This window comes from Novispirillum itersonii subsp. itersonii ATCC 12639, from assembly GCF_000381985.1.
Taxonomy (GTDB): Bacteria; Pseudomonadota; Alphaproteobacteria; order Rhodospirillales; family Rhodospirillaceae; genus Novispirillum; species Novispirillum itersonii.
The window spans coordinates 98,021-122,004 of sequence record NZ_KB907348.1 but is presented as its reverse complement, the minus strand read 5'-3'; the positions used below and the strand labels follow the sequence as shown (position 1 = coordinate 122,004).

Below are 23,984 nucleotides of genomic sequence, written 5' to 3'. Positions count from 1 at the left end.
ATGCCGACATGCTGCGGGAACAGGGGCGTGAACGGTTCCTGACCGCCGGGGAAACCCACCGCCTGTTTCTGGCCCTTGATGCCGAACCCAGCCGGACCGCCGCAACCTGCATCGCCCTTCTCGCCCTGACCGGAGCCCGGCGCAGCGAGGCCCTGAACATGCGCTGGGAGGATGTCGATATCCCCCGCCGTCTGTGGCAGGTGCCGAGGGCCAAATCAGGACGGCGGCGGCACATTCCGCTGTCCGATGCGGCGGTGGCCGTTCTGCTGTCTCTGCCCCGTCCGCCGGGTTGTCCGTGGGTTTTCCCCGGCGCAGATCCGGCCCGTCCTCTCGAAGGGGTGAGGAAATGCTGGGACCGGGTCAAGGCCCGGGCCGGACTGGCACGGGATCTTCGGCTTCATGATCTGCGGCACAGCTTTGCCAGTACCTTGGTCAATCACGGCAGGCCGATCTACGAGGTGGCAGAAATCCTTGGGCACAGCCAGATCAGCACCACCCGGCGCTATAGCCACTTCCAGAACGACCGCCTTGTCGATGCCGCCAACATCGCCGGACGGCTGGCCGCCCCGTTTCTGACGGCGGCGGAATAGGGGGAACGGCCCGGAAGGGCCGCTCCCCGCCCTTCCCTTTTTTTCCCCCGGATCGCCGTTTCGGGGACACGCGGGGGACCAAACGCAAAAACCCCGGTCGCTGTGACCGGGGTTTTTACCGAAGGCCTTGGTAAACCTTCAAAATATGGTGGGTACACAAGGATTCGAACCTTGGACCCGCTGATTAAGAGTCAGCTGCTCTACCAACTGAGCTATGCACCCATATTTACCGGCGTTTCCGCCGTTCAGCATCGCTGCTGTGGGGCGGGTTATAAGGGGCCAGAGGCGTCCTGACAAGCATAAAATGACGGTTTCATTTCTTTTTTTGTCAGTGTCACAACGCCAGAAAAGGGATGTGCCCCCGGCAGGAGAAATGCCGGGGGCACAAAGGGATAGCCAATCGGGAAGAACGCCCGGTGAAGAAGTCGGAGCCTGCCTGCCGCAGGAAGGGGGAGGGAAGAGCAGACAGGCTCCGGGCTTCCGGCTTCCCCGGTCGGACAGGGCACGCCGGGCGGGGATATGCTGCCGCACCGCAGGGCACAGTCAGGGCAGCATGCCGGAAGGATAATCCAGTCTCAGACGCGGCGGATTACTCTGCTGCCGCCTGTGCCGGAACCGGGGTGCGGATCAGGTAATCAAAGGCAGACAGCGCTGCTTTTGATCCTTCACCCATCGCAATGATAATCTGCTTATAGGGGGTGGTGGTGGCATCACCGGCAGCGAAGACACCGGGAACGGACGTCTGCCCTTTCATGTCGATCTCGATCTCCCCGCGCGGTGACAGGGCCAGAGAACCTTTCAGCCATTCGGTATTCGGCACCAGACCGATCTGAACGAACACGCCTTCCAGCGCCACAGACCGCAGATCACCGCTGACGCGGTCCTTATAGGTCAAGCCGGTCACTTTCTCCCCGTTCCCCAGAACTTCAGTGGTCTGGGCAGAGGTGACAACCTCAACATTCGGCAGGCTGCGCAGCTTGGCCTGCAGCACCGCATCGGCCCGCAGCTGGCTGTCGTATTCCACCAGCGTAACGTGGGCGACGATCCCGGCGAGGTCAATCGCAGCCTCAACGCCGGAATTGCCGCCGCCGATCACCGCAACCCGCTTACCTTTAAAGAACGGACCGTCACAGTGCGGGCAGAACGCCACACCCTTATTGCGGTACTGATCTTCGCCCGGCACATTCATCGTCCGCCAGCGCGCGCCGGTGGACAGGATCACCGAACGGGCCTGCAGCACCGCCCCGCCTGCCATCTGCACACCGATCAGGCCACCCGGCTCAGTCGCCGGGATCAGGGCTTCTGCCCGCTGGGCTTTCATGATGTCAACGTCATAGGCTTTAACGTGCTGCTCCAGCGCCGCGCCCAGTTTGGGGCCTTCGGTGTGCAGGACGGAGATGAAGTTCTCGATGCCCATGGTATCCAGAACCTGACCGCCAAGGCGTTCCGCCGCCAGACCGGTGCGGATGCCTTTCCGGGCTGCGTAGATTGCCGCCGCCGCACCGGCCGGACCGCCACCAACGACGAGAACGTCGAACGGGGCCTTTTCCGCCAGCTGGGCAGCCGCCCGGGCCGCTGCACCAGTATCAACCTTTTCCAGAATCTGCTCAAGGCCCATGCGGCCCTGCGCGAACGGCTCGCCGTTCAGGTACACGGCAGGCACCGCCATGATCTTGCGGGCCTCAACCTCCGCCGGGAACAGCCCGCCGTCGATGGCGACATGCCTGATACGCGGGTTGATCGCCGCCATCAGGTTCAGCGCCTGCACTACATCCGGGCAGTTCTGGCATGACAGCGAGAAATAGGTTTCGAAAACGAGGTCACCGTCCAGCGCCGCGATCTGATCCAGAACCGCCTGCTCTTCCTTGGGCGGATGACCGCCGACCTGCAGAAGCGCAAGGATCAGCGAGTTGAATTCGTGCCCCATCGGCAGCCCGGCGAAACGCACCGCGATATCGGTGCCGGTGCGGGCAATCGCGAACGACGGCGTCCGGGGATCATCGTTGGTGACCGACAGGGTAATGTTATCAGACAGGCCCTCAATATCCCGCAGCAGGTCCAGCATCTCCTGCGACTTGGCGCTGTCATCGACAGAGGCCAGCAGCGCGACCGGCTGGGAAATCTTGGCGAAATAGGCCTTCAGTTGCTCTTTGAGACTGCTGTCCAGCATGGGGATGGACTCCGGTTTTCTTTTTTTGATTTTCAGGAGAGCCTCCGCCGCCCAAGGCGGCGGAGGTCCGGTATCAGCCCTGTGATCTTAGATCTTACCGACCAGATCGAGGGACGGGGCCAGGGTCTTTTCGCCTTCCTGCCACTTGGCCGGGCACACTTCACCCGGGTGAGAGGCAACGTACTGGGCGGCTTTCACCTTGCGCAGCAGTTCCTTGGCATCACGGCCGACGCCGCCGCAGGTGATTTCGACGATCTGGATCTTGCCCTGCGGATCGACGACGAAGGTGCCACGGTCAGCCAGACCGACTTCTTCAATCATCACGTCGAAGTTGCGGCTGATGGTGCCGGTCGGGTCGCCGACCATGGTGTACTCGATCTTCTTGATCGCGGCGGAGGTGTCGTGCCACGCCTTATGGGCAAAGTGGGTGTCGGTGGACACGGAGTAGATCTCAACGCCCAGCTTCTGGAATTCGGCGTAGTTGTCAGCCAGATCTTCCAGTTCGGTCGGGCACACGAAGGTGAAGTCGGCCGGGTAGAAGAACACCACCGACCACTTGCCCTTCAGATCGGCATCGGTGACGGTGACGAACTTGCCATTCTTGTAGGCTTCGGCTTTGAACGGCTTCACTTCGGTGTTGATCAGGGACATCGGTGTTCTCCACTGCGGTGTGTTGTGCAATGAGGAAACAGTACGCCCGCCCCTTTCAAAAGAAAAACTGGTTTTTCAGGAATATTTGATCGCCAAAACAGATTGAAAGGCATCGTCAGAAACAAATTTGCACATATAATAATCATTGCCTAAAATATAGGCGCATCCCACGCATCTCGCGCTTCCCCCAAAAAAGTTAACTGCTTGTATATAAACGGAAAACATCAAGACCCGCATCTGGCATGATCTCTGCATAGCTGTTTACGCTTCCGACAGGGGGCATACCATGAAGGCCACATCAAAACGATGGCCGGGGTGAACAGGGACTCGCCCGACACCGGGCAGAGGCGAAAGGCCGACGCTGACCGATCCTCCCGGACAGCGTCGGCCTTTGCGCATTCCCAGACCGCCTTATCCCAGACGCCCTTACCCCAGACGGCCCGTCAGATACAGTGACACCCGCAATCCGCCATGCAGAACCGGCGCCCCGGTATGATTGAAGGGCAGCCCGGTGGCCCGTGCCAGAACCGCATCAGTGGTGATGATCCCCACACGCCAGCCGGAGAACCGCTCTGTCATCGTCTGGCCAATCGACCGGTACAGCCCGGTCAGCTTTTTGCGGTCACCGATACGGGTGCCATAGGGCGGATTAAGAATCACCAGTCCCGGCGGCCCATCAGGGCGCTGCAGTTCACTGACCGTCTGCTGACTGAAAGCGGTGCAGGCCGCCAGCCCCGCCCGCTCCGCATTCTCCTGACTCATTCGCACCGCGCCGGGGTCACGGTCACTGCCCCGGAACATAAAGGCCGGCTGACGGGGCTTTTCCATCGCCTGCAGGGCCTGCCACGCCAGCGGATCAAAGGTGGCGAACTGTTCGAAGGCAAAAGTCCGTGACCGTCCGGGAAACAGGCCGCAGGCAATCTCAGCGGCTTCTATCGGAAAGGTCCCTGATCCGCACATCGGGTCCAGCACCGGCTCGTCGCCGGTATACCCGCACTGGCGCAGAAACAAAGCCGCCATGGTCTCCCGCATCGGGGCCCGGTTGACCGCCTCCTTATGCCCGCGCCGGTGCAGACCATCGCCGGAAGAATCCAGACTGAAGGTGCAGACATCATTGTGGATCCGCACCTTGACGCAGACGACGGCATCATCGCTGACCGGGGCCTTCAGCTCTTCGGCAATCGCCCGGCTGATCCGCTCGGCCGCCGCACCGGCATGATAGATCCGCGACCCTTTACAGGTCACCTCCACCCGCACCGGCTGATCGGGGCGCAGGAAGTCCGCCCACGGCATCTTCCTGGCCCGCTTGTCCAGCTGCGCCAGATGAAACGCGCGGAATGAACCGATGCGGACCAGCACCTTGCTGACCCCGCGCAGGCGAAGATTGGCCCGCCAGACATCGGTCCACCCCCCGGTCAGCAGCACACCGCCGGGAATCGTGCCGGTCGGCCTGAACCCCAGAGACTTCACCTCGGCCTTCAGCTCTTCTTCCAGCCCGGGAAAAGTCACCAGCAGAATTTCAAAACCGTTCTCGGCTGTCATCGCCTACTCCCCGCACACAGTCGACCCGGGGTGTATCAGCCCTGCGAAAACGGCGCCAGAGGGAGATCAAAGGAAAATACCGCCCCGCCGCCCTCAGCACCGCTGACGGCAATCTGGCCGCCATGATGTTCAATCACCTTCCGGCAGACAGCCAGCCCGATCCCGCTGCCACCGGACAGCGGCCCCCGCTCCACCCGCTGGAACATTCCAAAGACCCGGCGCTGATCAGCCTCCGGAATGCCGACACCGTTATCCGCCACCTCGACCGCCAGCCGCCCCCCGGCCTGCCGCCAGCGGACCGTCACCACCAGCCGCCGCTCAGGGTGGGCATACTTGATGGCATTCGACAGCATGTTCTGAAACACATCCCCGACCATTTCACGGTCAACCAGCACCACCGGGCCATCCTCCGGCATGGTCACCGTGGCCCCGGTCAGGGTCAGAAGGCTGGCATAATCACCGACGACCTCCTGCACCACATCCCGCAGGACGACCGGACGTAAACGGCTTTCCTGGCGGGTTGCCCGGGAAAAATTCAGCAGACTGCTGACCAGACGGTCAAGCCGGTCCGCTCCGTCGCGGACAAAGCCGATGAACTGACGGGCGTCATCGTCGAGCCGTGCCGTGTAGCGCCGCTCCAGCAGATTGACGTAGCCGGAAATATTGCGCAGCGGCTCCCGCAGGTCATGCGACGCAACATGTGCAAACGCCTCAAGATCAGCATTGGAACGTCGGAGATCCTGTTCCACCTGCGCCCGGTGCGCCACTTCCGACAGCAGGGCGTGATAAGGCATCAGCAGACCGGCTTTCACGACGGAATGAAACAGCACCCACAGGGCGGCAAACTTCAGCAGATGCCCGATGATGTTAGAAAGGCCATAGACGTTGATGTAGAGGGTGAACATCCCCTCAGCCGCCATGCTCAGTATTATCGCCATCGCAAGGCCGGGGGCCACCGCCAGCCCGACCGCCGCCCGGCGGCGCCATACCAGTGCCAGCGCCACGGCCAGCACGACAATCACCGCATATTCAGAACAGATCTTAAAGACAGTCAGCCCGCTTCCCTCGCGGTAAGCGTCGGGGAAGAGACCGCTGAAAGACAACGCCCACAGCCCGGACGCCAGCACGCCAAACATCAGGAAGGACTGTATCCGGCTGATCCGGTTCACCACCGCCAAAGGGGCCAGCAACAGGGCCAGTGCCTGCAGAAAGCGGCCCATCAGCCACAGCTGGGTCGCCTCGTTCGCCCCCTCTGTCTGGAAGACCCCCATCCCCTTATAGGCCATGACGTGCAGAAAGTCGGTCATTGCCACCCAGAACATCCCGTTAGCGGCAAACACCATACCGGCATTAGCGGCAAAACGGGCCGAGTACCACGCCACCACGCACATCATCACGCCGACCACGATCGCCACCCCTTCGATGGCCCCGTGAAACAGCAGAAAATTCCAGTGACTGAGGGCAGTCAGGGACGCTGAAATCAGGACGAACAGAAACGGGTTTGCCGTCGCCAGACCGGCAAAGCCATCCCGCAGGAAGGCCGGAAAGGAAATCTGCTCCGCCGGACCGGACCCGGCCGACTGAAGGGACTGCCCTGCGTTCATCCGCCGATCTGCCTGTCGCCCGTCCGGTACACCATTCCCGGCCCCGGACACTGTGCCAAAATGTGAAACTCAGCGTACCTGCATCCCAGCCGGGCAGTCATCTTTTTTCAGGGGATCCGGCAGGCAGAGGGCGGGAAAATCCCGCCCTGCACACCTCTGGGCTTAAGCTTTGCGGACGAATTCCGACTTCAGGTTCATCGCACCGATGCCATCAATCCTGCAGGAGATATTATGACCGTCGGCAGCCTCGGTCAGGCGGATGCCTTTCACCTTGGTGCCGCCCTTGACCACCAGCGACGATCCCTTGACTTTCAGATCCTTAATCACGATCACGCTGTCGCCGTCGGCCAGCACATTGCCATTGGCATCACGGATCGCGGAGTCTTCGGTCGCAGCGGCGGCATCGTTGCCGGTCCATTCATGGGCACAGTCAGGGCAGTTCCACAGCGACCCGTCGTGATAGGCATTTTCCGACCCGCACTGCGGGCATGTCATTTCGGCATCCATCTTTGTGACTTTCAGCGTATGGTTCGTGGGCGGAACCGTGAGGCAGACTGCCCGGTTCCTGCGGTATCCCTGCGTAAAACATGGTTTCCGCCGCCACGTCCAGCCTTAAAATCACAACAGGCCGTCAGCGCAGGCGCCCAAGCGCCCGTGCCTCCCGCGGGCTGATCCCGAACTGGGCCTTATAGGCCCGGCTGAACTGGGCCTGATCGCTGAACCCCCAGCGGTAGGCAATATCAGCGATCGTCTGATGATTGGCCGGATTGCGCAGGGCTTCATTGCAGGCGTGCAGCCGCTGTTCACGGATCCATTGGGTCACGGTCTGCTCACTGCGGTGAAACAGCTGGTGCAGATAGCGGACGGAGATCCCGCAGGCATCCGCAATCGCCTGCGGGTTAAGATCCGGGTCATGCAGCTGGCGGCGGATATAACTCTCAATCCGTCGCAGATGAGCAGTCCGGACACAGGACTGATTGCTTTTCAGCGCCCGGTCATCCGCCTCAATCGCCAGTGCCAGCAAATCAACCAGCTGTTGCCCGATGGCAGCACGGCCATCCTCGTTCAGCTCGGTCAGCCGGGACGGCACCAGCCGCAGAAAATCGACGAACAGCGCCCCGACCCCTTTGCTGGCGTCAAACCCAAGGGCACAGAAGCGGTCAGGCTCGCGGATGTGGGCGCGCAGCACCGGTGCGGGCACCTTTAGCACCAGCAGACTGTTATCACCGCGATGGCTGAACTCGTAGGGTTCATGACTGCGCTGCAGGATAAAGCCGGACGGCGTACAGTGTACGTCATGCCCCCCTTGCGAGAAGTCAATCTCGCCGGTTTCCGGCACCGTGACCAGAAACTGCTCATCCCGTTCCTTAATCAGATGGCGACGGTCCCGGGCATAGCGGATTGCCGAGGACTGATGCCGCGACAGTGACAGACTGCCAAGGGAATCCACCGCCAGACTGGCGTTGAAACGCTCCGGCAGCGGAATATCCAGTTTCAGCGGAAAATAGGTCAGGGCAATGACCTGCTCCCAATAACGGCCACGGGCATAGCCCGGGCTTTCCGCGGTACTATGGCGTATTGACATGACTGTGTGCCTCCCCAGGCAAACCCACCCCCCGTCTTTTTCCGGCGGACGTTTCCGGACTCCCCCTGTGGGCCACTTATGAACTGCAGCCTCTGTAACAGGGTTCCTCGACCGTTTCCGGACAGCGTGCGCCAGCATGCACGTTCCAGACAAGGGTAAATCAGAAAAAGCGCATCCACGGTCCGGAAGACCCCTCCGCCGGACCGTGGATTGCACGCTGCCTGTTATGCCAGAACAGCGTCTGCCTGCTGGGCCCGCGCGGCCGCAGCACTCCCCATACGGGTCAGTAGATAGGTGCCGGAGACATGCAGCGTCGCCTGCCAGCCGGGCAACAGAACCACGTTGGTGGTTGCTTCCTCGATAATCGCCGGACCGGCGACATGGTTGCCACCAAGCATCTTCGCCCCGTCATACACCGGGGTTGCCTGCCAGTCGCCGTCACCGCCGAACAGGGCCGGACGCCTGCCGGTCAGGGCGGCCCCGGCATCGCTGCCGCCGACCGCCAGATCGGGCAGGCGCGGCTTGGAGACGTGACCGATGGCCGTGACCTCAAGGTTGACCAGTTCCACCGGGCTATGCGGTTCGCTGTAGGTGTACAGATCCTCATACCGGCGGTGGAAGGCTGCCAGAATGGCCTGTACCCGCTCCCGGTTCAGCGGCCCGGATGGCACCTCAACCGTGCATTCATGCACCTGCCCGAGGTAACGCAGCTCAACACTGCGGCGGAACTCGATTTCCCCTTCGCTGAAACCATCAGACATCAGGGCGGTCCGGCCCTGCTCCTCCAGCTCCTCAAAGCGGGCAGTCAGGCGGGCCAACACTTCGGCCTGTTCCCCGTACACACCATCCAGACGCAGCGGCAGCGAGGCCAGATAGGTGTACTTCATATCCGAGATAATCTGCCCGAAGGCGCACAGCCCGGAGGCAACCTTCGGCACCAGTACGGTGTCGATGCCCATTTCATCCGCCAGCGCGCAGATATGCATCCCGGCGGCCCCACCGGCGCAGATCAGGGCGAAATCGCGCGGGTCATAGCCCCGCTCAATCGACACCCGGCGGATCCCGTTGACCATATTGATGTTAACGATGGTGGACATGCCATGGGCCGCTTTTTCCACCGAAATACCGAGCGGGTCGGCCACATCACGGCGGATCGCCTCAATCGCCGCCTCGCGGTTGAGGCGGATGCTGCCGCCAAGGATGCGGTCAGGGTTGAGGTAGCCCAGCACCAGATTGGCATCGGTGACGGTCGGCTTGACCCCGCCCTTGCCGTAGCACACCGGCCCCGGCATCGCCCCGGCACTTTCCGGCCCGACTTCCAGCATGCCGAGATCATTGATGCGGGCGATGGAACCGCCCCCCGCGCCCAGTGTCTCCACCTGAATCATCGGCACACCGATACGGTAGCGCAGGAAATCGACGTTTTTGTTCAGGTTGGTCTGGCCGTTCCGGGTCAGGGTGATGTCAAACGACGTGCCGCCCATGTCAACGGTGATGACATTGTCGATCCCGAACGGCCGGGCGACGAACAACCCCGCCTGCGGGGCCGATGCCGGGCCGGAGTTGATGGCGTTGACCGCCCGGGTGCGCATGGTGCCGCCCACCGCCAGCCCGCCGTTGGACTGGAAGTACCGCACCGGGTGCCGGGCCCCGATCTTCTCAAAATATTCGTCGATATGGGACACATAGCGCCCCATCACCGGCGACAGATAAGCATTGACCACAGTGGTGGAGGTACGGGTGTATTCCCGGATCTGCGGATAAACTTCGCAGCCGGTGCAGATGAACACATCCGGCAGCATCTCACGCAGGATTTCCGCCGCCCGCAGTTCGTGGGCCGGATTGGCCACCGACCACAGGAAGGAGACGGCGACGCTCTCCACGCCCTCACGGCGGAACAGCTCTGCCGCCGCGCGGATCTCCGCCTCGTTCATCGCCTGCCGGACCGAGCCGTCAGACAGCACACGCTCGTTCACCGGCACCCGCAGACGGCGCGGCACCAGCATGAAGGCCGGGGGATAATCCGCATCATACCGGAAGCCTTCTTCCTTATGACCAAGGCGGATTTCCATGCTGTCTTCATGACCGGCGGTGCACAGCAGACCAACCTTGACGCCCTTCTTTTCGATCAGGGCATTCAGGGCGACAGTGGTGCCGTTGATGTACAGATCGGCCTCACCGATGATGGTTTCCACCGGCACCCCCAGCGCGGCGCTGATCTGAGCCAGACCGTTGCTGATGGCGATGGTGCCGTCCTGCGGCGACGACGGCGCCTTGAACAGATGAATCTTGCCCGGATATTCGGCAAGGATGAAGTCGGTGAAGGTGCCGCCGGCATCAATGCCCAGACGATATTTACCCTGCATGATCAAATTCCTTTTTAAGACTGGGCGGTCGGTCAGGCGGCGGCGCGCAGCGCCTGCGTGGCCAGAACATCGACGGCAAACGTCACCGGATCCAACACCACCCCGTATTCCAGACGGGCGGCCTCAACCGTCACCAGACCATCCCGGACATCGAGCGCGACGGCATCGGCCGGACGGGTGAACGGATTGCCATAGCCGCCGCCGCCCGGGTTGCGGTTACGGACCCGCTCGCCGGGGCGGATAGTGGTGATCAGGTTTTTGATATGCTCCTCCCGGGTGCCGTCCGCCCGGGTGATGGTGATGCGTCCCAGCTTGGGATCCAGCAGCGCATTGCGGGCCCCGGCCGTGCCCTGGGTCGGGATCTGGCGGCCTTCACCGAAAGCCACCACGGTCATGTCATGGCCGATCGGCTCCACTTCCCAGTCGGTGCCGCTGCCGCCCCGGTAGCGCCCGGCCCCGCCGCTGTCGGGGATCAGGCCGTAGCGGTGAACGATGATCGGGTAAGAATGCTCCAGCAGCTCAACATCGCCTGAGGTCAGCGCCCCGAAGCAGCACAGCGGCCCGCGCGAATGCCAGCCGTCCATCGCCTGCGTCGCACCGGCACCGGAAATGATCGAGGCCAGCACCATCGTCACATACTCATCCCCGGTGCGCGGATCCCGCCCGGCGATATTGATGCCCGAGGCATGGCCCCACGAGGCGGACACCCGTTCCGGGGCGGCCTTTTCAAAAGCCAGACGCACCGCATCGGTCAGTGTTTCCATCGGTGTGGTGGTGCAGTTGACGTGCGGGGCCGGTTCCTTGGCGTTGCACAGGGTGCCATGCTCGCCCAGATCAACGGTGACACAGCGGTACAGCCCTTCGTTATAGGGCGGCGGCAGCTGGGCAAACATCATCAGGCCGAGGTAGATCCCCGACATCGAGTTCCCGGCGTAGGAATTGATGAAATAGGGGATCTGCGGCGGGCTCTTGATGGCAATGTGGCAGGTGTCAGCCTTGATGGTGATGGTGGCGGAGATTTCCATCTCGCCAAACCCATGCCCGGCATCTTCCAGAACCGCCGTGCCGGTGTAGAGGCCGTCCGGGACAGAAGAGATCAGGCTGCGCATCTGGCGGTCCGCCATCGACTTCAGCTCTTCAATGCAGGCCCGCACGGTTTCGATGCCATATTTATCGAGCAGGGCAATCAGGTTGCGCTCTCCGACCCGGCAGGCCCCGAACTGGGCGTTCAGGTCGCCTTCCTGATCGCGGCGGGCCCGCATGTTGGTCAGCAGAAGGTTGATGACGTCTTCCCGGCGGCGGCCACGGTCCCACAGCTTGACCGGGGGAATACGCAGGCCTTCGGCATAGATTTCGGTGGCATTGGGGTTGTACCCGGCGGGGACCGGACCACCGATATCGGTGAGATGGCCTTTGCACACCGTCCAGAAGACCAGCTCACCCTGATAGAACACCGGCTTGTACATGCAGCAGTCAATGATGTGGCTGCCAGCATAGGCCGGGTCGTTGTGATAGATCACATCGCCGTCGTGGATGTCATCGCCAAAAAAGGCCGATACCGCCTTCATCGCCGGAATCAGTGAGCCCATGTGGATCGGAATGTCCTGCCCCTGCAGGATCATTTCCGGGTTGGCATCAAACAGGGCGTTGGAATAATCATGGGCCAGATTGAACACGCTCGACCGGCCGGTCTTTTCCAGCGTGACGGTCATTTCGCGCTGCGCGGTTTCCAGCGCGCCGCGTACCACGGCAAGGGTGATCGGGTCCACCGAACCCCGGGTCTTCGGAGCAGTTGACATAAAAGCCTCCTGAAGGGCTGATTTTTTTGTTTGGAATAGAACGATGCTAATGGGTCTGCGGCGGGTTCTCTTGCCGCCCAGCGCATGGCGATTTGTTCACCAGCGCGTTCAGCGGCTGCCCCGGAAGCGGTCAAGTGCCACGGCGGCCACCACCACCACCCCCAGCACAATCATCTGTACGTTGCCATCCACCCGGGTCAGGTTCATGCCGTTGGACAGGGCGGTGACAAACACCGCCCCCAGCACCGCCCCGGTGACACCCCCGGCCCCGCCGCGCAGACTGACCCCGCCGATCACCGCAGCGGCAATCGATTCCAGTGTCAGCGATCCGCCAAGGCTGGGTTCACCAGATCCGGTGCGGGCCGTCAGCATCACCGCCCCCAGCCCGGCCAGCAGGGCACACAGGGTATAGGCCCCGATCAGGGTTAACCGCACCCGCACCCCGGCGACTTCCGCCGCCCGGGGGTTCCCGCCGGTCAGGTACAGCGAGCGGCCAAACACCGTCCGGTGCAGCAGCAGGGCCAGCCCGCCGGTACACAGGGCCGCGATCAACACCGGGGCCGGAACCCCCAGCACCGCCCCGCTGTAAAACAGGGTGGTCAGACCATCCGGAACCCCGGTGACCGGACGCCCCCCCGACAGGGTCGAGGACAGACCGAGACAGATGTTCAGCATGCCGAGCGTGGCAACGAACGGATTAACCCGCAGTAGGGCCACCACCGCCCCGTTGACCAGCCCGATTCCCCCGGCCAGCAGCAGGGCAACGGCAACACCCGCCCCACCCCCAAAACTGACAGCGGCCAGCGCCGCCGCCACACTGACCGCCGAAGCGGCCATGCCGACCGACAGATCAAAGCCCCGGGTCAGCAGCACCACCGTCTGCGCCAGCGTGAAAACAATCAGATAGCTCGACTGTTCCAGCACATTCAGCAGATTGCCCGCCGACAGGCTGCGCGGCTCGACGGCCGAAAAACCGGCCAGCATCACCGCCAGCGCCAGCGGCAGGGCCAGATGCGGGATCATCCCGCGCAGAGAAAGCTGATCAGACACGGACCCGTCTCCGTTTGCCAAGTTCGTCCAGAGCGACGGCTGCGATCAGGATCACCCCGAGCACCACCAGCTGCGCCTTGCTGTCGACCCGCGACAGGTTCATGGCATTGCTGATAACGGCCAGAAACACCGCCCCCAGCGCCACCATCTCCACCCGCCCGGCCCCGCCGCGCAGGGACACCCCGGCAATCACCGCCGTGGCGATGCTTTCCATGGTCATGTTAAGGCCGCCAAGACTGGCCTGACCGGACCCGATCCGCGCCGTCAGCAACAGCCCGGTCAACGAGGCCAGCACCGCGCAGCCGACATAGGCCGCGACCGTCCAGCCCCGCACCGCCACACCGCTGACCCGGGCCGCCTGCAGATTGCCGCCGACCGCCCGCAGGGCCGGACCGGCCAGCGTATGGCGCTGCATCACCGCCACCGCTCCCAGCAGGACCACGCTGACCACCAGCGCTGACGGCAGCCCCAGCCACACCGCCCGGCCAAAACCGGACACAAACCCATCCGGCAGCCCATAGACCGGGATCCCGTTGGTCAGCAGCAAGGCCACCCCGGACGCCGCCGACATGGTGCCCAGCGTGACCATAAACGGCGACACCTTCAGCACGGCGACGCACAGGCCATTGACCAGACCGACCACTGCCCCGGCCCCCAGACCCGCAGCACACCCGGCTGTCACCGCCAGCGCCGGGGATGCCCCCGAAGCCGCCACCCCGGCCATCGCCGTCGCCCCGACGGTGGACGACAGGGCCACCACCGCACCGACGGACAGGTCAAAGCCGCCAACGATCAGAACCAGCATCTGACCGGAGGCCACCACGGCAAGCACCGAAGCCGTACGCAGAATATTGAGAAGATTGACCGCCCCCAGAAAACGCGGCTCGGTCAGTGCCAGCACGGCAACCAGCGCCACCAGCAACAGCGGCAGCAGACCGATCCCGGCCACGGCCAGCATCAGACGGTCAGAAAACTGCTGCGGCTGGGGATGGTGGGAAGGCAGATGCACGCTCATGCCACATCCTCCTGAAAGAAACAGGCCAGAACCTGAGCTTCGGTGATATCCGCGCCGGTCAGCTCGGCGGCGATATGGCCGCGGTGCATGACGTAGAGGCGGTTGGACAGGTGCAGCACCTCCGGCAGGTCAGAAGACACCAGCACGACCGCCGCCCCATCACGGACCAGATCCCGCAGGAAGTCATAGACCTCAGCCTTGGCGCCGACGTCGATCCCGACGGTCGGTTCGTCAAACAGAAACACCTGTGTCGGACGGGTCAGCCCCCGGGCCAGCATCACCTTCTGGCGGTTGCCCCCCGACAGAGTGCCGACCGCCCGTTCGATGTTCGCAGGGCGCAGCCGCAGCCGGTCCATCGTCGCCTTAATAAACGACCGCTCCTGCCCGCGGCGGACCACCCCCCTCTGACGGTCCAGCGCCGCCATCGAGGCATTTTCACGGATCGGACGGCCCAGCGCCAAACCTTCCGCCACCCGGTCAGAGGGGAAGTAACACACCCCCGCCGTCAGGGCCCGGGCCGGGCCGGACGGACTGTAAGCCTGCCCTTTCAGACGGATTGATCCGCTGCTGACCGTCTCCAGACCATAAACGGCGCGGATCACCTCACTTTTGCCACAGCCGACCAGCCCGGCGATGCCGGTGATCTCACCGGCACGGGCGATCAGCGAGACATCCTCGACCGTGCGGTTGGCCAGCGTCAGGCCGGACAGCTCCAGCAGGGCATCGCCGGGGGCATGGGGGATCTGCGGATACAGAGCCTCCATCTTCCGGCCGGTCATCAGCTCAACCAGACCGTCTTCCGTCACCCCGGCGGCATCAATGCTGGTGACGGTGCAGCCGTCACGCAACACGGTGATGCGGTCCGCAAGCCGGATGATTTCCCGCAGACGGTGCGAGACATAGATGATGCCCACCCCCTCCGCCCGCAGGCGGTCAACCAGAGCAAAAAGACGCTCGGTTTCCGCCTCGGTCAGCGAAGCGGTCGGCTCATCAAGGATCAGCACCTTAACCGGGTCCATCAGCGCCTTGGCGATTTCCACCATCTGCTGATGTGCCCGCGACAGATCGCCGGTCCGCTGGCGGGGGCTGATGTCAAAGCCCAGATCGTCCAGCACCGCCTGCGCCCGCAGCCGCATCGCCCGGCGGTCGAGAACACCAAGGCGATGCCGTTCCCGCCCAAGAAACAGGTTTTCTTCCACCGTCAGATTGGGGGCGAGCGAAAACTCCTGAAATACCGCGCTGATTCCGGCCTGCCGCGCCCGCTGCGGGGTCAGGCCGCGCACCGGCTGACCATCAAGGCAATAGGTGCCGCCATCGGGGCCAAAGCTGCCGGCAATGATGTTGATCAGGGTCGACTTGCCCGCCCCGTTCTCGCCGAGCAGCACATGCACGCTGCCCGCCGTCAGGGTCAGGCTGGCATTCCCCAGCGCCCGCACCCCGCCGAACCGCTTGCCGATGCCGGAGAGCATCAGCAGCGGCGGGGCTTCCGCCCCCGGCCCGTCCGGACCGGGGGTGAAGCCGCCGTTATGACTGTCAGCCATGACCTTACTGGGTGGCTTTGACGGAGAACACCGGGCGCCACGACGCCGGGGCCAGCACCAGCCCCATGTCGATCGCCTTCATGGTATCCTGAGTGATCACCGCCGGAACCGGCTGGGCAAAAGCCATCACCGGCTGTTTCTGCAGCGCCCTGACCGCCATATCAATCCCGACCCGGCCCTGAAGCACCGGATACTGGGTGGCGAACCCGATGATTTTTCCGGCATTCAGGGCATCAAGCATCGCCTGATTTTCGTAGGTGGACAGGATCATCACATCCTTTTCCCGCCCGACTTCGGCAACTGCCCCGATCGCAGCCTCGGCGGTCGGGGCGGTGCCCCACAGTACGGTCAGATCGGGATAGGCCTGCAGGGCATCCTGCACCAGCTGTAGCTGGGCATTGACGCCGGTATCCCCGAAACGGGTATCCAGCACCTCAACCTTGCTATCCTTCAGGCTGTCCTTGAAGCCCTGCGCATAGGCCTCGGCCCAGCCCGACCCGGCAGGCCCCGGGAAAGCGACGACCTTGGCCCCATCCGCAGCCTTACGGGCCAGATAGCGTCCGGTCTGGCCGCTCATGGTCGGAAAATCGACAAACATCTTACCGGTTGTCTCGGCATTCTGGATCGGGTTGACGGTGCCGATCACCGGGATCCCCTTCTTCCGCGCCTCGGCGATTTTCTGGGCCAGACCCGCTTCAGAAATGGCGCCGACCACAATGGCATCCGCCTTGGCCGCCACGCAGTCATCAAACTGCGACAGCTGGCGCGGCAGGTTGGAATAGCCACCCGCCTCATACAGGGTCATCGAAACATTCTGGCGCTCAGCCTCGGAGGCCACACCATACGCCACCGCCACCCAGAAGCTGTCCTTCAGGTGCGGAAACAGCACGCAGATGTTCCACGGCTTTTCAGCCCGGGCAAGGGGCTCATACTTCGCCAGACGGCGGCTGGGGCCAGAGGCATCGACCACCTCAGCCGACCATCCCTGAGTATTTTTCTGCCCCGGAGTTCCGGTCTGCGCCTGCGCGGCAGCGGGCACCGCTGCCAGAAGGGCAGCCGCCATAAAAAGAGTCTTGTGCATCGGAACCAAATCCCTGTCTGGCTGGCGCTTGGCGGTCTCTGCCTGCGCCAGCTCGGTGATATTTTGAAGAAATGCGGGCCCCTCCCGGCCCGCCACCGGACCTGAGACAGGAGCAACGGCGGGAGACATCGCCGCGTCCGGCGGGTGGTTCAGGCCCGGGAGAGACCACGCATCAGGGTCAGCATGCGGCCCCGGCCCGACAGCGGTCTTGTTTGTCAGAGAACAGACTGTTGTGCCCGGAGGCATGGCCGGGAAAAGCGGGCTGGCACGCACTTTTCCGGGGCCCCTGTCAACTGTGGAAACAGCGGATGCCTCTTGCGGCTATCATCCATTCTCGTTTCAGATGTATCAGGGTATTCTACTGCCGGGGACAGAACAGGATAAGCGGGGGGGCACCCTTGGGAATGGACTTTAACCGCACCGCCATCAGCGCCGTGCGGGCCGGATCATCCGTACTGCGGCAGATGGTGGCCGGACTGACCGTGACGCTGCCCCTGCTGGTGGCTGGCCTGACCGGCACCGCCGGACAGGCCGCCGAGCCGGCACCACAGCCGGTGAAGATCGTCTATATCTCCAACATGCCGGAGATTTTCCCGGCTCAGGGGGAGCCGGGGCTGATCCGTGCCGCCGCCGTCCTGTCCGCACTGCGGCGCGGGCCGGTGCCGGTGCATTTCATTCACGGCGGCGATTCGCTTGCCCCCAGCGCGCTGGCGGCATTCGATTACGGCGCTCATATGATCGACATCCTGAACGCGATGGAACCGACGGCGATGGCCATCGGTAAACGGGAATATTCCTTCGGGATGGACGAGCTGATTCTCCGCTCGGGGGAAGCCAACTTCCCGATGATCGCCTCCAACGTTATCGACAGCCGGTTCGGGCGGCGGCCGGAAGGGCTGGCGGAAACCCTGCTGCTTGATCTGGGGGGGTATACACTCGGCATTCTCGCCACCGTCAACCCCAGCGTGACCTACAAATACAACATGCCGCTACTGAAGGTGGAGCCGGTGCCCGACGCCATCCGGCGGCAGGCTGCCGATCTGCGGCGGCGGGGGGCCGACATCGTGCTCGCCCTCAGCGAAAGCCGGATTGAGACCAGCGGCAACGACAATCCCGACGAGGAACTGGTGCGCGACGGCTCGGTCGATGTGCTGATCGAAGCGGTGATCGACGAAAACAGCGCCACTCCCCTCGGCAACGGTCTGCTGGTGCGCAACGGTGGCGATACCAGCCCGCTGGCGGTAATGACCGTTCAGCCCCGGCGCGGCGCGGATGGCAAAGTCCGCGGCTGCCTCTGCAGCGTCGAAATGGTGCCGCTGGACGGCGTGACCCCGGACCCCGAGATCCAGCGGCTGGTGGCGTCCTACACCGGGCGCCTCGCCACCCTGCTGGATACCCCGGTCGGCGTCTCCTCCACCCCGCTTGATACCCGGCGAGATCTGGTCCGCAGCCGGGAAACCGCCTTCGGCAATCTGGTCGCCGACGGCATGCGGCAGGTGCTGGGGGCAGAAATCGCCCTTGCGAATGGCGGCTCGATCCGTGGGGACCGCCAGTATCCGGCGGGGGTAGAACTGTCGCGCCGCCACATTCAGGCTGAGTTGCCGTTCCGGGAGCATGTCGGCCTCTACGGGGTGACCGGGGCGCAGATTCTGGGCGCGCTGGAAAATGGCCTGAGCAAGATTGAGGACCGCTCCGGGCGGTTCCTGCATGTCTCAAATATGGTGGTGCGCTTCAACAGTACCAGTCCGCCGGGAAAACGGGTGGTCTCGGTCGAGGTGATGGGCCAGCCGCTGGACCCGCAGCGGACCTATAAAGTCGCCCTGACCCGCTTTGTCGCCGATGGCGGTGACCAGTTCAGCACGCTGGCCGGGGCCCCGCGCCTGACCCATGACGTCAACCGCCGCCTGCAATGGGAAGTCCTGTCAGAATACATCAGCAACCGGAAAACCGTCGCCCCCGCCGTGGAAGGCAGACTGATTGACCTTGCGCCCCCTGCCGCCCGAAAAACGGACTGATCCATGTCAGCAGTGCCGCCGCCTTCCGTTCCCCCGCTCTCCCCGCCGGAACGCCCCACCCGCCGGGTGTCCCGCCGGGTGGTACAGGGCCTGCTGTCGATGGGGGTGTTCCTGATCGCGGTCTCCGGACTGGCACTGTATGACCTCGGGCGCTTCCACCGTGAGCTGACCAGCCTCGCCCATTCCGCCCTGCCGCAGATGACCATCGCGTCAGAGCTGTCCTCGCAACTGCAGCTGCTGGTCAATCAGGTCGAACGCCTGTCAGCCGCCGATACACACCCGGCACGGCGGATCGCGCGCGAGGACATCGACCTGAAGTTTCACCGGATCAAGGAATATGTGACGCAGGTCGAAACGGTGGAAGGGGCGCAGACCCTTGCCAACCTGCTGACCAGTCTGGAACAGACAGTCGCGGATCTTGATGCGCAGGTCGCCCGGCGGATTGATGTGGCCGCCGGGGTTGACCGGGCTCAGACCACAGTCTCGGGCCTGTCAGACTCCCTGAAAGGCCTGACGGAAGACACCCTGTCCTTTCCCCCGGCGGGAGGCCCCGCGCCGGGGCCGGAATCCCTGCGCAGTCTGGTGATCTGGATCAGCACACTCGACGGAGTCAGCGGGCAGGCGGTGCGGGCCAGCCGGATGCAGCGGCTGGTCGATATCCGCCAGTCAGAACAGCAGGTCCGGCAGACCCTGAACGGGCTGGACCAGTACCACCAACAGGTTCCTCCGGCGATTGCCGCCCGCCTTGGCGGGATCGAAGAACAGATGGAAGACGCCCTGTTTGCTGACGGCGGCCTCTATCCGGCACTGGTCGAAAGGGTCCGGGTCAGCAGCCGGGCCGCCGGGCTGGGCAGCCAGACCCGGCTGCTGGTGGAAGAGGTCAGCAAACTGTCCCGCGATATGTTCGCCACCATCACCGCCCGTGCCTCGGCCAATGCCACCAGCCTGTGGAATGAAGTGGAACGGCAGGCGGTGATCCTGACCATTCTGGCCATTGTCGCCGTCGGGGCTGCTGTCGGGGTTTATTTCTATTTCCGTCATTTTCTGACCAACCGTCTGTCGGCCCTGAATGACGGGGTTCTGGGCCGGATCGCCGGGCGGACCACCCGCATTGATGACGGCGGTCAGGATGAAATCTCGGCCATTGCCCGCTCAATCACCTACTTCCTGTCGGAAATCAGCCGCCGTCAGGAGGATGTGGAAACGCGGGAACGGCAGTTCCGCTCGATGGTGCAGGGGTCGGTACAGGCGGTTCTGGTGCTGTCGGCGGACCGGGTGCTGTTCGCCAATCCGGCCTTTTCGCAGATGTTCGCCCTGCCGGACCCCGCCGAGGCGGTACCGGTGCGCGACCTGCTGCCCGACGCGGTGTGGCCGCTGGTCAATGCCCCGGCGGATGCGTTCGCTCAGGGGGCACAGATTCTGGACCGCCTGCCCGCCCGCCGGGATGACGGCAGCAGCCTGTGGGTGACCATTGCCGTCAGCCCGATCCACTGGCAGGGGCAGGAGGTCCGGCAGATCACTGTGCTGGATGTCACCCAGCCGGTTCTGGCAGAAGCAACCCTGAAGGAAGCCCGCGACCGCGCTGAAGAAGCCGCCCGCATCAAATCCCGCTTCATGGCGACCATGAGTCATGAAATCCGCACCCCGATGAATGCCATTCTGGGCCTGTCCCACCTGACCCTGAAGACCAGCCTGACCGCCCAGCAGCGCAACTATCTGAACAAACTCCATTCCTCCGCCGGGGTTCTGCTGGCGATCCTGAATGACATCCTCGACTTCTCCAAGATCGAGGCCGGAAAGATGGAACTGGAAAACAAACCGTTCGATCTGTCGCGGGTGCTGGATACCCTGTCGACCATCGTTGCCCTGCATGCCGCTGATAAATCGCTGGAGTTCCTCTACGATATCCCCGCTGATGTCCCGTATCATCTGCGCGGTGACGCCCTGCGGCTGGAACAGATCCTGCTCAATCTGACCAACAACGCGGTCAAATTCACCGATCAGGGGGAAGTGGTGCTGGCAATCCGGGTCATCCACCGCCACGAGAACCGGGTTGAGCTCAGCTTTGCCGTCCGCGATACCGGCATCGGCATCCATGACAGCCAGCGTGACCGCCTGTTTGCCGCCTTCGCGCAGGCCGACAGCTCCGCCACCCGCCGCTTCGGCGGAACCGGACTGGGACTGGCGATTTCCCGGCAGCTGGCGGAGATAATGGGCGGCAGCATCACCGTCACCAGCACCTACGGCGCAGGATCAGTGTTCACCCTGACCCTGCCGCTGGAGCTGGCGGAACCCCCGGTGAGCGAAGAGACAGCCCCCCTGCCGCCGGATCTGCCGGTGCTGGTGGCGGAAGACAACCCGACCGCCTGCGCCCTTCTGGTCTCTCTGCTGACCGACCTTGGCGTACGGGCCCTGCCTGCCGGAACCCCGGCTGAAGCCCTGCAGCAGCTTCCGGCAGCCGCAGGCGGGATCATACTGGTCGATAAAGGGATGACGGACTCCTCCGGCACGCAGCCGCTGAGCCGGACCCTGCAACAGCACAGTCAGTCCATGACCAGTCCGCCCCCTCTGATTCTGCTGGGCTATCATGGCCACGATGCAGACGAAGAGCAGCCGGAGACGCTGGCCCGGGCCGGTATCCGCATGGCCCTGCACAAACCGCTGGACCGCAGCACACTCCGTCTGGCCCTGCACGCCGCCCTCACCGGGGGAGCCGGTGCCCTGCCCCCTGTGCTGCCGCAGGATGCCGATCCCGGCCCGCTGCTGTTACAGGGGGTCCATGTCCTGCTGGCCGAAGACACGGAAATCAATCAGCTTGTCGCGCGGGAACTGCTGGAATCCGCCGGGGCCACGGTTGATGTCGTCACCACCGGGCTGGCCGCTGTTGAACGGGTCCTGCATAGCCCGCAGCCGCCGGATGTGGTGCTGATGGACGTGCAGATGCCGGAAATGGACGGCGTGGAAGCCACACGCCGGATCCGCCGTGTCCTGCCGTCCGCCGTCCTGCCGATTCTCGCCATCACCGCCCATACCGCCGATCTCGAATATGCCCGCTGCGTTGAAGCCGGGGTCGATGACTATCTGATGAAGCCGGTGGCCCCTGACCGTCTGATCGCGGCGGTCCACGCAGCCCTGCGTCAGCGCCCCGCACAGGCAGCCCCCGCAGACCGCGCACCGCTGCCGTCACCGACAGCCCCGCCAGTGTTGCCTGAGAGCATCGGACCATTTGACCTGACCGCAGCCCGCCTGTTCACCGACGGACGGGAAGATCTTCTGACACGGCTTCTGCTCTCATTCCGTGACCGTTTCACGCCGCTTCTGACACGGCTGACCGCTGCAGATCCGGGGGACCGAGACAGTCTGATCCGGGATGTTCATTCCCTGAAGTCTGCGGCACGCACCCTCGGCAATACCGCCCTGGGGGATGCCGCCGCCATTCTGGAAGACACCCTGCAACAGCAGGATGGCGGAGATGGGGCGGCGGCTGACCACTGTCATGCACATCTGAAACAGGCCCTTACGGCCCTGAGCGCCCCCCTGCCCCCGGCACCGGTTGCTGCTGCCCGGAGTGAAAGTTCCGGGCAGCAGCCCCTCTCCGGCACCCTGCCCGACAGCGTCATCGAACAGCTGACCGGCCTGCGTCACCAGATCAGCAGCAACCGCCTGACCGCGCGCAGCACCTTTGCCGATCTGCGCCCGGTTCTGTCCGCTGCCGGACTGGCGGATGAAGACCTCGACGGCATTCACGCCGCGCTGGACAGCCTTGATTTCAGCGCTGCCACCACCCTCCTTGACCGCCTGATGCCCCCGAAGAAAGTTGCCTCATGACCCTTCCGACCGTGCTGATCGTCGATGACGAGCCCCACATCATTGATATCGCCAGCGGGGTCCTGTCGGCAGACTACGACCTTCTGTTCGCCCTGAACGGCGACCGGGCCATTGAGCTGGCAACCGGCCAAAGCCCGGATCTGATCCTGCTGGATGTCACGATGCCGGGGCGGGATGGTTTTGATGTGTGCCGGGCCCTGAAGCAGCACCCGGACACCGCCTCCATTCCGGTGATCTTTGTCACCGGGCGGATTGACCCCGAAGACGAAACCCGGGGCCTCGAAATCGGGGCGGTGGATTACGTCAGCAAACCGATCACTCCGGCAATCCTGCGGGCCCGGGTCCGGAACCATCTGGAGCTGAAGCAGATCCGCGACCATCTGGCCCGTCTGGCCATGCGGGACGGCCTGACCGGGCTGTTCAACCGCCGTCATCTTGACCAGACCCTGCAGCAGGAATGCGAGCGGGTCGGCCGTGGGGGAAAAGACCTGAGCCTGCTGATGATCGATGTTGATCACTTCAAACGCTATAATGACAGCATGGGCCATCAGGCCGGTGATGACTGCCTGCGCCATGTCGGCGCGGCCCTGCAACGCCCGCTGCACCGGAAGACCGATCTTGCCGCCCGTTATGGCGGCGAGGAATTTGTCGCGGTTCTGCCTGCCACTTCTGCCGGGGAAGCCTTCCGCATGGCCGAGGCGATCCGCCTCAGCGTCTGGGATGCTGCCCTGCCACACCCGGACAGCCCCTTTGGCCGGGTCAGCCTGTCTGTCGGGGTCGCCACCGTCAGCGGTGGCACCCGGGTTACCCCGGATGGTCTGCTCGGCAGGGCCGATGCCGCCCTCTACCGCGCCAAAGCCGAAGGCCGGAACCGGAGCGTTGCCGCCTGAGACAAAAAAGCCCGTCCCGTCAACGGCGGCAGGAACCGCTGACGGAACGGGTACAGGAGGAAACAACGACCCGGAGCGACGGCCGGGGAAGAACGGCGTCCGGTCACAGACCCTTGAATACCCGGAACAGGCCGCCCGGACCTTGCCGCCGGATAAGTCCGGCAATCCGCCGGTCTTGTCGCAGGGTAAACTCTGCCCCTCGCTCATGGTGTACGTCACAGTACGCCCCAGAATTGAAAATCAGCGGCGATCCGAAC

16 protein-coding genes and 1 tRNA gene are annotated in these 23,984 nt (G+C 63.7%); 4 read left to right on the top strand and 13 right to left on the bottom strand.

The features are described from left to right. Positions 1-590, top strand: a 590-nt coding sequence (locus G365_RS21980; protein ID WP_019646542.1) for a tyrosine-type recombinase/integrase, incomplete at its 5' end; no start/stop codon positions are given. Between the two features lie 146 nt (positions 591-736). Here the strand turns inward: G365_RS21980 and G365_RS0115985 are convergent. The 13 genes from G365_RS0115985 to torT form a co-directional block, all read right to left on the bottom strand. Further along, a tRNA-Lys gene (locus tag G365_RS0115985) sits at positions 737-812 on the bottom strand. 367 nt (positions 813-1,179) lie between these two features. Continuing rightward, on the bottom strand, positions 1,180-2,760 hold the full coding sequence (gene ahpF / locus G365_RS0115980) for an alkyl hydroperoxide reductase subunit F (RefSeq protein ID WP_019646541.1): 1,581 nt from the start codon (positions 2,758-2,760) through the stop codon (positions 1,180-1,182). Positions 2,761-2,847: 87 nt separating this feature from the next. Beyond that, positions 2,848-3,411 (bottom strand): alkyl hydroperoxide reductase subunit C, encoded by a 564-nt coding sequence (gene ahpC, locus G365_RS0115975; RefSeq protein WP_019646540.1) that lies wholly within the window; start codon positions 3,409-3,411, stop codon positions 2,848-2,850. Positions 3,412-3,837: 426 nt separating this feature from the next. Then, the gene (locus tag G365_RS0115970) at positions 3,838-4,953 is read right to left on the bottom strand and encodes a THUMP domain-containing class I SAM-dependent RNA methyltransferase (RefSeq protein WP_019646539.1); all 1,116 of its coding nucleotides are present in this window, start codon (positions 4,951-4,953) and stop codon (positions 3,838-3,840) included. A 35-nt stretch (positions 4,954-4,988) separates the two neighbouring features. Beyond that, complete coding sequence (locus G365_RS23150) at positions 4,989-6,557, bottom strand: MASE3 domain-containing protein (RefSeq protein ID WP_019646538.1); 1,569 nt, start codon at positions 6,555-6,557, stop codon at positions 4,989-4,991. Between the two features lie 162 nt (positions 6,558-6,719). Next, positions 6,720-7,064: a zinc ribbon domain-containing protein YjdM gene (locus G365_RS0115960; RefSeq protein ID WP_019646537.1), complete on the bottom strand. Its 345-nt coding sequence runs from the start codon at positions 7,062-7,064 to the stop codon at positions 6,720-6,722. Between the two features lie 124 nt (positions 7,065-7,188). After that, positions 7,189-8,142, bottom strand: a complete 954-nt coding sequence (locus G365_RS0115955) for an AraC-like ligand-binding domain-containing protein (protein ID WP_019646536.1) — start codon at positions 8,140-8,142, stop codon at positions 7,189-7,191. 224 nt (positions 8,143-8,366) lie between these two features. Continuing rightward, on the bottom strand, positions 8,367-10,508 hold the full coding sequence (gene capA, locus G365_RS21970; protein ID WP_019646535.1) for a caprolactamase subunit alpha: 2,142 nt from the start codon (positions 10,506-10,508) through the stop codon (positions 8,367-8,369). A 32-nt stretch (positions 10,509-10,540) separates the two neighbouring features. Next, a complete protein-coding gene (capB, locus tag G365_RS0115945) occupies positions 10,541-12,307 on the bottom strand; it encodes a caprolactamase subunit beta (RefSeq protein ID WP_019646534.1) in 1,767 nt (588 codons plus the stop codon). A gap of 108 nt (positions 12,308-12,415) precedes the next feature. Then, positions 12,416-13,357, bottom strand: a complete 942-nt coding sequence (locus G365_RS0115940) for an ABC transporter permease (protein WP_019646533.1) — start codon at positions 13,355-13,357, stop codon at positions 12,416-12,418. Then, a complete protein-coding gene (locus G365_RS0115935; protein ID WP_019646532.1) occupies positions 13,350-14,372 on the bottom strand; it encodes an ABC transporter permease in 1,023 nt (340 codons plus the stop codon). Before G365_RS0115935 ends, G365_RS0115940 begins: the two co-directional genes overlap by 8 nt. Then, entirely contained in the window at positions 14,369-15,913 is a 1,545-nt protein-coding gene (locus G365_RS0115930; protein ID WP_019646531.1) for a sugar ABC transporter ATP-binding protein, read from the bottom strand. The genes G365_RS0115935 and G365_RS0115930 overlap by 4 nt, the downstream gene beginning before the upstream one ends. A 4-nt stretch (positions 15,914-15,917) precedes the next feature. Next, positions 15,918-16,994 carry a TMAO reductase system periplasmic protein TorT gene (gene torT / locus G365_RS0115925; RefSeq protein WP_026345418.1) on the bottom strand — a complete coding sequence of 359 codons (1,077 nt, stop codon included), beginning with the start codon at positions 16,992-16,994 and terminating at the stop codon, positions 15,918-15,920. A 404-nt stretch (positions 16,995-17,398) separates the two neighbouring features. Between torT and G365_RS0115920 the strand changes: the two genes are divergently transcribed. The 3 genes from G365_RS0115920 to G365_RS0115910 are packed head-to-tail and all read left to right on the top strand — an operon-like array spanning position 17,399 to position 23,727. Then, a complete protein-coding gene (locus G365_RS0115920; RefSeq protein ID WP_019646529.1) occupies positions 17,399-19,009 on the top strand; it encodes a bifunctional metallophosphatase/5'-nucleotidase in 1,611 nt (536 codons plus the stop codon). A 3-nt stretch (positions 19,010-19,012) separates the two neighbouring features. Beyond that, the gene (locus G365_RS23145; RefSeq protein WP_019646528.1) at positions 19,013-22,837 is read left to right on the top strand and encodes a hybrid sensor histidine kinase/response regulator; all 3,825 of its coding nucleotides are present in this window, start codon (positions 19,013-19,015) and stop codon (positions 22,835-22,837) included. Next, entirely contained in the window at positions 22,834-23,727 is an 894-nt protein-coding gene (locus G365_RS0115910) for a diguanylate cyclase (RefSeq protein WP_019646527.1), read from the top strand. The genes G365_RS23145 and G365_RS0115910 overlap by 4 nt, the downstream gene beginning before the upstream one ends. Positions 23,728-23,984: the final 257 nt, after the last annotated feature.